Source organism: Nocardia sp. TBRC8007 (assembly GCF_056629435.1).
In genome coordinates, this window is record NZ_JBWSOR010000009.1 from 16,817 (window position 1) to 31,611 (window position 14,795).

The window sequence follows — 14,795 nt, forward strand, 5'->3', positions numbered from 1 at the left end:
TTCCTATCCAGGAAAGACGACTCTCGGAGTAGCTGGGCCACGGTGGTCAGCGGGTGAAGAGCAGGGCTCGCTTGACTTCTTGGATGGCCTTGGTGACCTCGATACCGCGCGGGCAGGCATCGGTGCAGTTGAAGGTGGTGCGGCAGCGCCAGACGCCTTCGACATCGTTGAGGATGTCGAGACGTTCGCGGGCGCCTTCGTCGCGGCTGTCGAAGATGAAGCGGTGCGCGTTCACGATCGCCGCCGGACCGAAGTAGCTGCCGTCACTCCAGTACACCGGACAGGAGGTGGTGCAGCAGGCGCACAGGATGCACTTGGTGGTGTCATCGAAGCGGGCGCGGTCGGCCTGGCTCTGAACGCGTTCGCGGGTGGGCTCGTTACCTGAGGTGATCAAATAAGGCTTCACGGCGCGGAATGCGTCGAAGAACGGCTCCATGTCCACCACGAGATCCTTCTCCACCGGCAGGCCGCGGATCGGCTCGACGGTGACGGTGAGAGACTTGTCGCCCTTGGGCAGCATGTCCTTCATCAGCACCTTGCAGGCCAGCCGGTTGACACCGTTGATGCGCATGGCGTCGGAACCGCAGACACCGTGCGCGCAGGAGCGGCGGAAGGTGAGCGTACCGTCCAGGTAGGACTTGATGTAGATCAGCACGTTCAGGAACCGGTCGGTCGGCAGCACCGGCACTTGGAAGGATTCCCAGTGCGCGCCTTTATCGTCTTCAGGGTTGAACCGGGCCACCTTGACGGTGATCATCACCGAGCCTGCGGGGACCGGAGCAGGCTTTGCCACAGGCGCTGCTGGGTTCTCGATAACAGCAGTCATCAGTACTTACGCTCCATCGGCTCGTAACGGGTCTGCACCACGGGCTTGAAATCCAGGCGGATATCGGAGAGAAGCTCGGCCGGAGATCCTGTTTCGACCTGTTTGTAGGCCATGGTGTGCCGCATGTAGTTCACGTCGTCGCGATCGGGGTAGTCTTCGCGGGCGTGGCCGCCACGGGATTCTTTGCGGTTGAGCGCACCGACCACGGTGACCTCGGCCAGCTCGAGCAGGAAGCCGAGCTCGACGGCTTCGAGTAGATCACTGTTGTAGCGCTTGCCCTTGTCCTGCACCGTGATCCGCGCATAACGCTCCTTGAGCGCGTGGATGTCGGTGAGGGCCTGTTTGAGGGTGTCTTCAGTACGGAACACCGAGGCGTTGTTGTCCATCGACCGCTGCAGTTCGGTGCGGATGTCGGCGACCCGCTCGTTGCCATGGTCGCTCAGCAGCTGGGCCAGCCAGTTCTGCACCATCCGCGCCGGATGCTCCGGCAGGTCGACGAACTCGCTGCGCTGTGCGTACTCCGCGGCGGCGATGCCGGCGCGGCGACCGAACACGTTGATGTCCAGCAGTGAGTTGGTGCCGAGACGGTTGGCGCCGTGCACCGACACACAGGCGCATTCACCAGCGGCGTAGAGTCCGGGGATGATATCGGTGTTGTTGCGCAGTACCTCGCCACGGATGCGGGTAGGGATACCGCCCATCACGTAGTGGCAGGTCGGGAACACCGGCACCAATTCCTTCACCGGGTCTACGCCGAGGTAGGTCCGGGAGAATTCGGTGATATCGGGCAGCTTCTCCTCGAGCACATCTTCGCCGAGGTGGGTCACATCGATGTAGACGTAGTCCTTGTTCGGCCCGGCGCCGCGGCCCTCCAGTACCTCGAGCACCATCGAGCGCGCGACGATATCACGCGGAGCGAGATCCTTGATGGTGGGGGCGTAGCGCTCCATGAAGCGCTCGCCATCGGCATTGCGCAGGATGCCGCCCTCGCCGCGGACGGCCTCGGAGATCAGGATGCCCAGGCCGGCCAGACCTGTCGGGTGGAACTGATGGAACTCCATGTCCTCTAGCGGCAGCCCCTTACGGAACACGATCGCCATACCATCGCCGGTCAGAGTATGGGCGTTCGACGTGGTCTTGTACATCCGGCCGGAGCCGCCGGTGGCGAACACGATCGATTTGGCATGGAAGATATGGATGTCGCCGGTGGCCAGCTCATAGGTGACCACACCGGTCGCGACCGGACCGCGTTCGGTATCGGTGAGCACTAGATCGAGTACGTAGAACTCGTTGAAGAACTCCACGTCGTGCTTGACGCAGTTCTGATACAGCGTCTGCAGAATCATATGACCGGTGCGGTCGGCGGCGTAACAGGCGCGGCGCACCGGGGCTTTGCCGTGGTCACGGGTATGGCCGCCGAAGCGCCGCTGGTCGATCTTGCCCTCTGGGGTGCGGTTGAACGGCAGCCCCATCTTCTCCAGGTCGAGCACCGCGTCGATGGCCTCTTTGGCCATGATCTCCGCAGCGTCCTGATCGACCAGGTAGTCACCACCCTTGACGGTGTCGAAAGTGTGCCATTCCCAGTTGTCTTCTTCGACGTTGGCCAGGGCGGCGCACATACCGCCCTGGGCGGCGCCGGTGTGGCTGCGGGTCGGGTACAGCTTGGTCAGTACCGCCGTCCGCGCACGTGGGCCTGCCTCGATCGCGGCACGCATGCCGGCGCCGCCCGCGCCGACGATCACGACGTCGTAGCGATGCTCCTGGACAGGGCGCGATTCGCCGGTCCCGTTGATTGGTTCGCTGCGCTCACTCATGCGAGGGGGCCTGTTCCTAACTGATGTTGGGGTCGAAGGTGAAGATGACGTAGGTGCCCACGCTCATGATCAGGATCATCGAGATGGCCAGTAGGGTGTTCAGCCAGAACCGGGTCGAATCCTTACGGGCATAGTCCGCGATTACGGTGCGCAGCCCGTTGCCGCCGTGCAGCTGTGCCAGCCATAGCATGCTCAGGTCCCAGAGTTGCCAGAATGGGCTGGACCAGCGACCGGCGACGAAAGCAAAATTGATCCGCTTCACACCGCCGTCGAGTAGCAGCATGATCGCCATGTGCCCGAGAACGAGCACGATCAGCAGGAGACCGGAGAATCGCATGAACAGCCACGCGTACTTCTCGAAATTGTTGTTCGAGCGCGCGCGTGGCGAGCGGGGCAGATCCAGGCTCGCCGGACGGTCGTAGGACTTGCCGAGAACAGGTGCGCTCATGATCAGTGCTCCGTGAACAGGTAGAAGAACTGGCGTCCGATCGCGGGAACCGCCAGCAGGAACCAGGCCGCGAGGACAATCCAGAGCATCAGGCGCTGGTACTTCGGTCCCTTGGTCCAGAAGTCCACCAGGATCACGCGGACGCCATTGAGCGCGTGGAACAGCACGACGGCGACCAAGGCCATTTCCATCAATGCGACGATGGGGGTCTTGTAGATCTCGACCGCCTCGTCGTAGGTCTCTGGGCTCACGCGTACCAGCGCAGTATCCAGCACGTGGACGAAAAGGAAGAAGAAGACGGTGACGCCGGTGATCCGGTGCAGCGCCCACGACCACATTCCGGGGTCGCCTCGGTATAGTGTCCTTCGCTTCGGCTGGGCCGGAGCTTGAATCGTGGTCATAGAGCGCGGTGCCTCCAACGTCGTTGATGGACCCGGTTGCAGGTCCGACGCCGACCGCAGTGGGGGTTGAATGCCCTGGTGGCTGTCCTCCGGCCCATCGCAGGGAACCTGAACCGATCTGTTGTGGACTCTAATCCCCTTACATTCTCGGAACTAATTCGGTGTGTCACACGTTATGCGGCAAACGGTTGAGTTAGGTTCGCCTTCCTCTGTGTGTGCGGGGTTTCCGCGCGGGCCTCGCGCGGCTGCGTTCCGCTCGACCGAAAAGAGCTTCTTATGTCGAATATCGACTGGAAAATATTGCACGACAATGCAATTGAAGTTATGCATAATGCCTATGCGCCGTACTCGAAGTTTCCGGTGGGCGCTGCGGCTCTCAGTGCCGATGGGCGAATTGTGATCGGCTGCAATGTGGAAAATATCTCATATGGATTGGCCCTGTGCGCCGAATGTGTACTGATCGGTAACTTGATTTCGGGGGGTGGGGGACGCTTGCTGGCCATCTCGGTGGTCGATTCTCGCGGCGAAATCCTGATGCCATGCGGGCGTTGCAGGCAATTGCTCCATGAGCACGGTGGTGCCGAGCTCCTGGTGGATAGTAAGGCCGGAGCGGTGCCGTTACGTATGCTGCTGCCGGATGCATTCGGTCCAATGGACCTGAACGCTGGGCAAGTGCCCGATTCTGCCGAGAAGAGTAGGCCACGGTGAGGTCGGCGGCGCGGGTAGCGGTGGACGCGATGCGGTGTCGGCCGACCCGGGTATGCGCCAGCGACGGCCGGCAGTAACTGAGGGGGAGGCGGAGCGAGCTCATGTCAGACTGGCGGGCGTGACAGCATTCGACGCGGTTTCGATCATCACAGCCAAGCGGGATGGCAGGGAACTGTCCGATGCGCAGATCAACTGGGTAGTGGACGGATTCACCCGAGGTGCGGTGGCCGACGAGCAGATGTCCGCGCTGGCCATGGCGATTATGTGGCGCGGGATGACCCGGCGCGAGATGTCCGGATGGACCGCCGCGATGATCGATTCCGGGCAGCGCATGGATCTCACCGGCCTGTCCAGACCGACCGTGGACAAGCACTCGACCGGCGGGGTGGGAGATAAGATCACGTTGCCGTTGGCCCCTCTGGTGGCCGCATGCGGGGCCGCGGTACCGCAGTTGTCCGGACGTGGGCTCGGCCACACCGGCGGAACCCTGGACAAACTGGAAGCCATTCCCGGCTGGCAAGCCGACGTGTCGGTGCCGCGAATGTGCGACATTCTGGCGGATCCGAGGATCGGTGCGGTGGTATGCGCGGCGGGCGCCGACCTCGCGCCAGCCGACCGGCGCCTATATGCCCTGCGCGATGTCACCGGCACGGTCGAATCGATCCCGTTGATCGCCAGCTCGATCATGAGCAAGAAGATCGCGGAGGGCACCGCGGCGTTGCTGCTCGATATCAAAGTCGGCTCCGGCGCCTTCCTGAATACGCTCGATGCGGCAAACGAATTGGCCACGGTCATGGTCGAGCTGGGCATCGACGCGGGCGTACAGACAGTGGCACTGCTCACCGCCATGGATACCCCGCTCGGCCGCACTGCGGGCAATGCCCTCGAGGTCGCGGAATCGGTGGAGGTACTCGCCGGAGGTGGGCCTGCGGACGTGGTAGAGCTGACGCTCACCCTGGCCCGCGAGATGGTCGCTCTGGCCGGAATCGATACCGACCCCGCCGATGCGCTGACGGACGGCCGGGCGATGGACCACTGGCGGGCGATGGTCCGTGCGCAAGGAGGCGACCCGGATGCGCCGCTGCCCGTCGCGAAACACACCGAGACCTTACGGGCTACTGCTGATGGTGTGCTGACCCGGCTCGACGCGCTCGGCGTCGGCATCGCTGCCCGGAGTCTCGGCGCGGGTCGCGCGCGCCAAGATGATCCGGTGCAGTCCGGCGCGGGCGTCATTATGCACGCCAAGCCGGGCGACTCCGTTACCGTGGGACAGTCGCTGCTCACCATGCACACCGACACTCCCGAAGCATTCGCGGGTGCGGCGGCGGCGCTGAACGATGCCGTCGCCATTGCCCCCGTCGCTATTGCCCCTGATGCTGTTCTGCCCGCTCCGCTGATTCTTGATCGTGTCGTGCGTTGATCTGTCGCGCTGGTTTGCGGCATCGAGTCGCTGACATGCTGATCGGCAGGATGCGACGGGCTTGATTCGGTAGCTCATTTTGTTCCAGCCGGCTTCTGTCCGGCAACGAGATAGTCGCCACGCCTGGAGTTGGCTGCCGATCCGGAGTGTTACAGCTACCGTCGATACATGACTGGACCGATGCCTTTGACCCTCGCTTCGATCCGCCAAGCGCCGAAAGCGTTGCTGCACGATCATCTCGACGGTGGCCTACGGCCCGCGACGGTGCTAGAGCTAGCCGCGCACAACGGCTATGCCGACCTGCCTGCCTCCGATGAGGCGTCACTAGCGGCCTGGTTCCGTGACGCGGCTGACAGCGGATCGCTGGAACGGTATCTGGAGACCTTCGTCCATACCGTCGCCGTGATGCAGACCCCGGAGGGGCTACGCCGTGTTGCCCGCGAATGCGTCGAGGATCTCGCTGCCGACGGTGTGGTGTACGCGGAGGTGCGTTTTGCCCCGGAACAGCACTTGGAGCACGGGCTCACCCTGGACGAAGTGGTCGAACACACCCTCGCCGGTTTCCGTGAGGGTGAGGCCGCGGTTGCCGAGCAGGGGCACACCATCGTGGTGACTTGCCTGCTCATCGCGATGCGGCATGCGGCGCGATCGCGAGAAATCGCAGAGCTGGCGGTGCGCTTCCGCGACCGTGGCGTCGGCGGCTTCGATATCGCGGGCGCGGAGGCGGGCTTTCCGCCGAGTAGGCATTTGGACGCATTCGAGTACATGCGTACCAATAGCGCGCACTTCACGATCCATGCGGGCGAGGCCTTCGGTCTGCCGTCCATCCATGAAGCGCTCGCGTTCTGCGGCTGCGACCGGCTCGGTCACGGAGTTCGCATCACCGACGATATCAGTGTGCCGGGCGCGATCGAGGACGCGCAGCTCGGGCTGGTTGCCAGTTATGTGCGAGACATGCGCATTCCGCTGGAACTGTGCCCGTCGTCGAACGTCCAAACCGGCACTGTGCCCTCACTGGATAAGCACCCCTTCGACCTGCTGGCCCGACTGCGCTTCCGCGTGACGGTCAATACCGACAACAGGCTGATGAGCGATACCAGTATGAGCCAGGAGATGCTCAAGCTGGTCGAGACATTCGGCTACGGTTGGAGTGATCTGGAGCGGTTCACCATCAACGCCATGAAGTCGGCGTTCATCCCGTTCCCGCAACGGCTGCGGATCATCGATGACATCATCAAGCCCGGATATGCCGTGCTCATCGGATAGTGTGCGGATACAACGAGATTCGACTAGATGCCGACGTAATCGACCGCATGGTGTCGGGCCGGCCGATGGCGGGTGAACGGATCGAGCGGCGCTCGGCTCGATCTAGGGTCGAGCACCGTTCGCTAGGGTAGTCGGCCATGGCGATCTTGCGTATTCCTCGCCGGTTCAATGGCCCGCCCGACTCCGGAAACGGCGGTTACGTATGCGGCCTGCTCGCCGAGCGGCGTGCGGAGGCCGCGGTGACGGTGGTCCTGTGCAGCCCACCGCCGTTGGATACGCCGCTCGAAGTGCGGGACGAGCGACTGTATGACGGCGAGGTGCTGGTCGCCGAGTTGAGCGGCGGTGCGCTGGAACGGGACGCACCGCTTCCCGTTCCGTTTGCTGAAGCGGCCGCGGCGTCGGGTACCTATCGGAGCAACACGATGTTCTCTTCTTGCTTCGTCTGTGGTGGCGACCGTGCGGATGGGTTACGCATCAAGCCGGGTGCGGTAGGTGAGGGACGGGTAGCCGCGCCATGGGTGCCCGACGGCACAGTGCCGCTGGAGCCACCGGTGCTGTGGGCCGCACTGGACTGTCCCGGCGGTTGGTCGCTCCCCGGCATGCTCGACCGTCCCGCCTTGCTCGGTACGATGACCGCTACCGTGCACAGCATGCCTTCAGTCGGAGAGCATTGTGTCGTTGTGGGGGCGAGGCACGGCGAGCAGGGCCGGAAATGCTTCGCCTCGACCGCGGCCTACGGCGCGGACGGACGCCTGCTCGGGCAGGCTGAGCAGGTCTGGATCCGCTTGTTTTAGCTACTGCTTGTCGAGCCGGGATTCCAAGTTGTGTTCCAGCTCACGCCAGGCCTGTGCTTCGGCGGTGAACGGCGGATTAGGCGCCAACCGGGTGGGATCGGGATTCAGCAGGTAGGAGACGTACCAGCCCAAGGGGGTGGACTGGGCCAGCGCCTGTTCGACGGCGTCGTTGTCGGCGTAGTCGGCGGCATCGGTGAACAGTTCGACCGCCAAGTCGAGTTGTTCGATGTCGACCGCCTCCGGTCCTTCCGCTAGATCGTCGGTCAGGCCGGGCAGCACATAAACGTTCTCGTCGGTGATCTCGATCTCTAGGGAGCCGTCCACCGCTGCGGTCTGCACATCGACGAAAGTGCTCACTCGGGTCAGATCGTGTTCGTGATCATCGGCGAGGTAGCGGGCCAGTGCACGCTCAGAGGAGAACACCGTGATCGAGCCGTCGGTGCCGAGGAAGATCGGCTCGTCTCCGAGATAGCAGCGTAGGGTGAAAAAGTTGCCCTCGGATGTGACGATCTTGACTGGGTCGATGCCGACCTCATGCCAGAACGACTCGTTCTCATCTTCCTCGTTCTCGTCTTCCTGGTTTTCGTCTTCCTCGTCTAGGTCGACCGGCTCGAATTCCTCGTCTTCGTCACTATCGGCCGCGTCGTCCGCATCGACGACATTTTCCTCCGCGGCCAGCAGTTCGGCCTCGGCGACCGCGACCGCCTCGGCATTGACCTCGGGTGTCTGGATGGTGGAGTCGATGGCATCCAGGACGTCGTCCCACCCCTTGGCGATAGCCGCGCCGATCTGGTCCCACAGTTCCTCGCCGTCGCGCCCGACGAACGCGCTCGCACCACCGGGCAGCGCGCCGAGCACCGGATGTGAACTGAAGAACTTGGTCACAGTTTCCAGTTCACAGACCTCGCCGAGGTTACGCACCATGTCGAGGGTGTCTTCCAATTCGGCGACAACGTCCACGTCCGGCTCACCTGCGGCAAGCTCCGGTACCGCGATCAAGTCGAAGGTGAAGTTCTTCTCCGGCTCCAGTTCGACCGCAGACAGACCTGCGACGACTGTCCACGCCGGATGGTCGACGAGGTCGTTGTCCGAGCTGGTCCGGATGAAGGCGGCCAGTTCCGCGATGGACTCGAAGCCGTAGAGGGCATCCTCGTGTCCGAGGAATGCCTCCCACTCATCATCGCCATCGCGCCAGCGCGGTGCCCAAAGGGTGACGAGATCGCCGTCGGTCAGGCCGAGCTCGATCGGGACGATGTCTCCAGAAGCCATGTGCGGTAGCCTATCGACCTTCCCCGTCAGGCACTATCCCGCCCGCCCCCATGCTGGTCAGCCAGGGGGCCGGTGGGAGAGACAAACGACTCGTTCAGCGTCGCAACGACCTTGGATCGCTGCGCGCTCGCATCCTCGGCGGCTTGCCCACATGCCCAGACGATCAACTGTCCGACCTCGGTGGGCGGCAGGGCGGTGACCGATTCCGCCAAGGTCAGACCCACCAGCGCGCCATCGCTGTTCACCTCGACACGCACCGAGCCGTCCTCGGTGGTGAATTGTCCGTGTACCTGCTTCAACCCATACAGCGCCGCTTCCAGCGCCTCTAGTTTCTGGGTCGCCGACGTCACCAGAGCGTCCATCTCCGCGCTCATATTGTTCCTTTTCTGGTGTGGACGGGGCCTATAGAGTTACGTTTCGCTATCTTTTGCAGGCTTTGCCGCTCATGTTGGGTTCTGTTCTGGTATGAGCGGAGCCCTGCGGGGTTACGCTTCGCTACCGCCTGCGGGCCTGACCGCTCATGCTGGGTTCTGTTCTGGTATGAGCGGAGCCCTGCGGGGTTACGCTTCGCTACCACCTGCGGGCCTGACCGCTCATACCGGTCTCATCCAGCTTGTCGGTCCGGTGTCCGCGTCGTCGATCCGGTCGAGTTCGTTCACTGCTTGTTGCCGGGTAGGCAGACCGAGCCGGTCCAGAACGTCCGAGGGCATGCCGGCCTCGGCGAGAAGTTCGCGCCGCCGGGCTCGTGCCGCGATGGTGGAGCGCTTGGTAAGCCGCAGGATCTCATCGGCGAGTGGCTGTGCGCCGTAGCGATACTCGCTGCGTTCGAAGGTGATCTCCACCGGCATGCCCTGATCGGTCGCTCGCACCGAGACGGTGCCCGATCGGTTACTGCTTCCTGCCACCGTAACGTTGGGGACTTGGGGCTGGTTCATGCCGTCGGCCTGTAGAAACCGTGGAAGTCCATGCCTGAGTTCTCCGTTCGAATAGAGCTGATCTGGACTGGGTCACCCGCCTCGACGAACTGTCCGTTACCGATCACCATGGCCACATGACCATCCCAGATCGCGAGGTCGCCGGGCATCAGGTTACCGGGGGACACTGCTGTGGCCCCAGTGCTCTGCTCGGCCGCGAGCCGGGGCAGATCGACGCCGGCCTCGCTGTAGGCGTACTTGGTGAGCCCGCTGCAGTCCAGTCCGGCGCCTGGGCTGTTTCCGCCCCATACGTAGGGGGTGCCGAGGGCACCGAGCGCCGAGCGGACCGCAGTGGCGGCCTGTTCGTTCGGTGCCTCCACGAGACTGCCGTCGGGTAGCGCGATTCGCACGCCATCGCCATCGGCGGGCATTTCCGATGAACCGGTGCCTGGTTCGATAGCTGTCGATGGGGCGGGAATCTCGCCAAGACCGTGCGGGGCGGATGGCTGCGGATGCGGTGCGGCCAGCGCGGTGCTCAGCATCTGGCCGACCCCGTCGAGCGCACCGGCACCGACGGATATCACCTGGTTTATGCCGAGGCCGGGTACACCGGAGAGCGGTGGAGTCGGCGGCGGGGGGATCAGGTCGTTCATCAACGCGGTGCAGGTACGCAGCTCATTCCGCACCCGGCCGACTACCGCGAGCGCCCGGCCGATGTGCTCGATCGCCGAACCCACGAGCGCGGCGAGCCCCTGCGGCGTCGTCAAGGCGGGCCCAAGGCTCGCCGCAGCGTGCACGAACGACTGCACGATGGCGGTGAGCTCTTTCTGGCCTGCCTCGACCTCGGCCGCCGCCTGGCCGATCACCATGGCCATTTGGTTACCGCGATCGGAGATGGTGGCCGTTGTGGTCTGCACTCGCAGTGCTTTGGCGGTGGCGGCATCCGCGGCTCGCCCGTCCCACGCGGTGTTCATCGCGGTGATGCTGTCGCGACCACGCTGATGGATCTGATCGATCACGGCCGAAGTGCTGCGCAGTGCATCGGCCGGACCGCCAGTAGGCAGCACCCCGGTGCCGAGGCAGGCGAGCAGATCCAGGAGCGGTTTGGTCAGCGCGTTGATATCCATCATGAACTCACTCCAGGCCGGCAGCGACGTTCCGCAGCGCGTTCGCGGCCGCGGCGTCGGTTTCGGTGAGGACGGTCGCCGCGCCGGTGGCCGCGCCACCCATACTGGCCAATACCGCCGAGAGCTGACCGATCGAGGCGAGGTGCCCGGCGTGTGCCGCGGTGTAGGCCACCATGAAGTCGGCCCCGACGAGCCCCATGATCGGGCCGAGCGCCGCGGGCTCCGCCGCCGCGCCGCCCCCCGCCGTCGCCAGCTCACTCGCCATGGCGTGGGCGGTCGCGCCATAGGCGGCGATGCCCTCGGTATCCGCCGACATCTTTCGCATTCGAGATTCCCCCATCTGTTGTTCCCACGCAGAGTACGTCATCTACTCGGTTCGACGCGCATTACCCGGGTTCGGTTCCGTCCCTTGGGAAAACCGGGTACGCCGGATAGATCCGGCGCTGCGCCTGAGCTGAGTTTATCGTTCTTTCATGCATACCCACACCGTGGACCACCCACTTGTCGCAGCTCTGCTCACCACGATGCGGGACGAGCGCACAGCGAATCCGGCCTTCCGCGCCGCCCTGCGCGATCTGACCGGCATCCTGATCTACGAGGCGTTGCGTGCCGCGCCGGTCGAGCGGTTCGAGATCCCTACCCCGGTCGCCGTCACCGAGGGTATCCGACTTGCCCAGCCACCGTTGCTGGTTCCGGTGCTGCGTGCCGGGCTCGGCATGATCGACGCCGCCGCTGAGTTGATTCCGGAAGCCAGAATCGGATTCGTCGGTCTTGCCAGGGACGAGGACACCCACCTGCCTGCGCCTTATCTGGAGTCGTTACCCGCCGAACTTGCCGGTTTACCGGTTTTCGTGCTCGATCCGATGCTGGCCACGGGTGGGTCGATGCGCTACACCTTGGAGTTGCTCGCGGCGCGAGGCGCTACCGACATCACTGCGGTATGTGTTGTCGCCGCACCGGAAGGCATTGCCACGTTGGAAGACTCGGGTCTTCCGGTGCGATTGGTCGCTGCGGTCGTCGATCAGGGCCTGAACGAGGACGCCTTCATAGTGCCCGGTCTCGGCGACGCCGGGGATCGGCAGTTCGGCCCGCGCTGATCAGGCCCGCGCTGATCAGGCCTGCGCTGATCAGGCCTGGGCGCTGATCTGGTTCGAGAAACGTCACAGTGCCAGGCAGAAGGTACGCAGCGCCGAAAGACGCTTGTGCGCAGCGGTGCGTGCCGCTGGGAGGCCCGCGCGTGAGCCGACCGGTTCGACCACCTCCAGATAGCACTTGAGCTTGGGTTCCGTGCCCGAGGGGCGCACGACTATGCGCGATGTGCCGCTCTCGAAGATCAGTGCGTCGGTTCGCATCCGGCCGCGCTCTTGGAGCTGATCGGTGTATTCGACCGGTTCTCCAGCGATCTCATCCGGTGGGTTGGCTCGTAACCGTTCGACGATCGCCTCGGCCTCCCGCGCGGAGGCCAGCCGCAGCGACACCTGATCACCTGCGTGCAGGCCGAATTCGAGCGCGTAGCCGTCGAGTTCGTCCGCCAGAGTGCGGCCTTTCGCCTTCAGCCCGGCCACCAAGTCGGTGATGAGCACGGCGGCGGAGATGCCGTCTTTGTCACGGACCACCGCCGGGTCGACACAGTGGCCGATCGCTTCCTCATAGGCGTATACCAAGCCGTCGCCTGCGCGGGCCAGCCATTTGAAACCGGTGAGCGTTTCCGCATAGCGGCCGCCGCGCGCGGGAGCCAGTTCGGCTAGCAGGCGCGAGGACACGAGGGTCGTCGCCACCAAGGCGCCTGCCGGTGCGGTGCGCAGCACGCAGTCGGCGAGGAGCACACCGGTCTCATCGCCACGCAGCATCCGCCAGCTGCCGTCCGGCTGCGGGATGCCGACCGCGCAACGGTCGGCATCAGGGTCGAGCGCGATCGCCAGGTCTACACCGGTCCGCGCGGCCAGTGCGAGGAGTAGGTCGGTCGCGCCGGGTTCTTCAGGGTTCGGGAACGCGACGGTGGGGAAGTCCGGGTGCGGCTCGAACTGCTCGTCGACCACGTGGACGTCGGGATAGCCTGCTGCGGTGAGCGCGTCCACCGTCAGATGTCCGCCGACACCGTGCAGTGCGGTGAGCGCGATCCGCACACTGGCCCGTTCACCGGAGCCGCCGATCAGCGCGGGAAGTTCGGCGACGCGGTTCAGATAGCGGCGCACCACAGCGTCGTCTGCCGGGCTGATCGGCGCGCGGGCGATCGGTTCGGTGACCGCTTCGATGCAACGCTCGATCTCGGTGTCGGCCGGTGCGATCAGCTGTGTCCCGCCGTCGAGATAGACCTTGTAGCCATTGTCGGTGGGGGGATTGTGGGACGCGGTGATCTGTACGCCCGCGACCGCCCCTAGTTCACGCACCGCGTACGCGACCACTGGTGTCGGCACCGGATAGGGCAGCAATGTCACCGGAAAACCCGCCGCGGTGAAGACTTCCGCGGTCGCCACGGCGAACTCAGCGGAGCCGTGCCTGGCGTCGTGGCCGACAACCACCGCGCCGCCACTGAGGCGACGCTCGCGCAGCCAGTCGGCGATTCCGGCGCTCGCCCTGGTCACCGTGGTGATATTGATACCGTCCTGGCCATCGCGCAGCGGTCCGCGCAAGCCTGCCGTACCGAAGCGCAGCATCTATATCCGTTCCAGCACGCCGCGCAGCAGTTTACCGAGTCGTGACGCGGCGGCGCGCCCTTCGGCGAGCACCTCGGCATGGGACAGATTCGCCTCGGTGACACCTGCGGCCAGATTGGTGACCAATGAGATCCCCAGCACCCGTGCGCCGAGCGCGCGGCAGGCGATGGCCTCCAGCACCGTGGACATGCCGACCAGATCCGCGCCGAGGGTGCGCAGCATCCGGATCTCGGCCGGAGTCTCGTACTGTGGACCGGCCAGGCCGGCATAGACCCCCTCGGCCAGGCTCGGGTTGAGCTCTTTGGCCAGCGCCCGCAGTTCGGGGTCCCAGGCATCGACGAGGTCGACGAAGGTCGCTCCGGCCAGCGGCGTACGGCCGGTGAGATTGAGATGGTCACTGATCAGCACCGGTTCGCCCACCTCGAGGTGCGGGTCGAGGCTGCCTGCGGCGTTGGTCAGTACAACGATTTCCGCGCCCGCTGTGACAGCCACCGTCACCGGATGTACTACGTCGGCGGGCCGGTAGCCCTCGTAGAGATGCTGTCTGCCCACCAACAGCAGCACCGAAGTGTCGCCGACTCTGACCGAGTGGACCATGCCCGGATGGCCCTCCGCGCTCGGCTTACCGAATCCGGGGAGCTCCGGCATCGGCAGCGACACACGTGGCATCCCGATCTCCTCGGCCGCGTCCTGCCACCCTGATCCCAGTACTACCGCGACTCGATGGTGCGCTACTCCGGTACGTTCGGCGATTGCTTCGGCGCCCAATTCGGCAAGCATGATCGTCACCATATCTGTATCTGATTCGCAGTGCCTGCGGCATTGCGTGTTCGCGGCCCCAGGAACTTTCGCGTCCGAGCGACCGAGGCTCGCGTCCGCGGCGCATGCGCTTCGGTCGCTCGGACGTGAGATGGGCTGTGATGTGGTGCTCGTTTCTGTGGTGTGTGCGTTTGGTTGCTTGTACGCGACTCGCATCTGAGGGGATGTGGGCGAGTGGGGTGTGTTTGCCGAGTGGTGTGTTTGCCGAGTGGTGTGTTTGCAAGGGCCGAATCCGACGGTTCGGGTGGGTCGTTCAAGGGGTGGGGCCTCTGTGGTCAGGGGCCACGGCGTGGAGCGGGCGGCGCATGGCGAATACAACGTAGTCTATACGC

16 protein-coding genes are annotated in these 14,795 nt (G+C 64.6%); 5 read left to right on the plus strand and 11 right to left on the minus strand.

Going from position 1 to position 14,795, the window contains the following annotated elements; genetic code table 11:
* Positions 1-46 precede the first annotated feature (46 nt).
* The 4 genes from ACX4ZE_RS10715 to sdhC are packed head-to-tail and all read right to left on the minus strand — an operon-like array spanning position 47 to position 3,489.
* Positions 47-826, minus strand: a complete 780-nt coding sequence (locus ACX4ZE_RS10715) for a succinate dehydrogenase iron-sulfur subunit (protein WP_480273208.1) — start codon at positions 824-826, stop codon at positions 47-49.
* The gene (gene sdhA, locus ACX4ZE_RS10720) at positions 826-2,640 is read right to left on the minus strand and encodes a succinate dehydrogenase flavoprotein subunit (RefSeq protein WP_480273209.1); all 1,815 of its coding nucleotides are present in this window, start codon (positions 2,638-2,640) and stop codon (positions 826-828) included. The genes ACX4ZE_RS10715 and sdhA overlap by 1 nt, the downstream gene beginning before the upstream one ends.
* Positions 2,641-2,656: 16 nt before the next feature.
* Entirely contained in the window at positions 2,657-3,088 is a 432-nt protein-coding gene (locus ACX4ZE_RS10725; protein ID WP_480273210.1) for a succinate dehydrogenase hydrophobic membrane anchor subunit, read from the minus strand.
* Between the two features lie 2 nt (positions 3,089-3,090).
* Positions 3,091-3,489, minus strand: a complete 399-nt coding sequence (gene sdhC / locus ACX4ZE_RS10730; RefSeq protein ID WP_480273211.1) for a succinate dehydrogenase, cytochrome b556 subunit — start codon at positions 3,487-3,489, stop codon at positions 3,091-3,093.
* 276 nt (positions 3,490-3,765) lie between these two features.
* On the opposite strand from sdhC, the gene ACX4ZE_RS10735 reads away from it, so the two are divergent.
* From ACX4ZE_RS10735 to ACX4ZE_RS10750, 4 genes are all read left to right on the plus strand, one after another.
* Positions 3,766-4,197 carry a cytidine deaminase gene (locus ACX4ZE_RS10735; protein ID WP_480273212.1) on the plus strand — a complete coding sequence of 144 codons (432 nt, stop codon included), beginning with the start codon at positions 3,766-3,768 and terminating at the stop codon, positions 4,195-4,197.
* Positions 4,198-4,315: 118 nt separating this feature from the next.
* Positions 4,316-5,617: a thymidine phosphorylase gene (locus tag ACX4ZE_RS10740; protein ID WP_480273213.1), complete on the plus strand. Its 1,302-nt coding sequence runs from the start codon at positions 4,316-4,318 to the stop codon at positions 5,615-5,617.
* 168 nt (positions 5,618-5,785) lie between these two features.
* Complete coding sequence (locus ACX4ZE_RS10745) at positions 5,786-6,883, plus strand: adenosine deaminase (RefSeq protein WP_480273214.1); 1,098 nt, start codon at positions 5,786-5,788, stop codon at positions 6,881-6,883.
* 137 nt (positions 6,884-7,020) lie between these two features.
* Positions 7,021-7,677, plus strand: a complete 657-nt coding sequence (locus ACX4ZE_RS10750; RefSeq protein WP_480273215.1) for a hypothetical protein — start codon at positions 7,021-7,023, stop codon at positions 7,675-7,677.
* Here the strand turns inward: ACX4ZE_RS10750 and ACX4ZE_RS10755 are convergent, their stop codons facing one another.
* From ACX4ZE_RS10755 to ACX4ZE_RS10775, 5 genes are all read right to left on the minus strand, one after another.
* Entirely contained in the window at positions 7,678-8,946 is a 1,269-nt protein-coding gene (locus tag ACX4ZE_RS10755; RefSeq protein WP_480273216.1) for a primosomal protein, read from the minus strand. It lies immediately after the preceding gene.
* Positions 8,947-8,972: 26 nt separating this feature from the next.
* Positions 8,973-9,320 (minus strand): YbaB/EbfC family nucleoid-associated protein, encoded by a 348-nt coding sequence (locus tag ACX4ZE_RS10760; RefSeq protein ID WP_480273217.1) that lies wholly within the window; start codon positions 9,318-9,320, stop codon positions 8,973-8,975.
* A 219-nt stretch (positions 9,321-9,539) separates the two neighbouring features.
* Complete coding sequence (locus tag ACX4ZE_RS10765) at positions 9,540-9,881, minus strand: hypothetical protein (protein ID WP_480273218.1); 342 nt, start codon at positions 9,879-9,881, stop codon at positions 9,540-9,542.
* Positions 9,878-10,990 (minus strand): C40 family peptidase, encoded by a 1,113-nt coding sequence (locus tag ACX4ZE_RS10770; protein ID WP_480273219.1) that lies wholly within the window; start codon positions 10,988-10,990, stop codon positions 9,878-9,880. Before ACX4ZE_RS10770 ends, ACX4ZE_RS10765 begins: the two co-directional genes overlap by 4 nt.
* A gap of 4 nt (positions 10,991-10,994) precedes the next feature.
* Positions 10,995-11,312, minus strand: a complete 318-nt coding sequence (locus tag ACX4ZE_RS10775) for a hypothetical protein (RefSeq protein WP_480273220.1) — start codon at positions 11,310-11,312, stop codon at positions 10,995-10,997.
* Positions 11,313-11,460: 148 nt separating this feature from the next.
* Between ACX4ZE_RS10775 and upp the strand changes: the two genes are divergently transcribed.
* Positions 11,461-12,084: a uracil phosphoribosyltransferase gene (gene upp, locus ACX4ZE_RS10780; RefSeq protein ID WP_480273221.1), complete on the plus strand. Its 624-nt coding sequence runs from the start codon at positions 11,461-11,463 to the stop codon at positions 12,082-12,084.
* A 63-nt stretch (positions 12,085-12,147) separates the two neighbouring features.
* Here upp and ACX4ZE_RS10785 read toward each other — a convergent pair whose 3' ends face one another.
* Both ACX4ZE_RS10785 and ACX4ZE_RS10790 read right to left on the minus strand, forming a co-directional pair.
* On the minus strand, positions 12,148-13,644 hold the full coding sequence (locus ACX4ZE_RS10785; RefSeq protein ID WP_480273222.1) for a phospho-sugar mutase: 1,497 nt from the start codon (positions 13,642-13,644) through the stop codon (positions 12,148-12,150).
* On the minus strand, positions 13,645-14,424 hold the full coding sequence (locus ACX4ZE_RS10790; protein WP_480273223.1) for a purine-nucleoside phosphorylase: 780 nt from the start codon (positions 14,422-14,424) through the stop codon (positions 13,645-13,647).
* Positions 14,425-14,795: the final 371 nt, after the last annotated feature.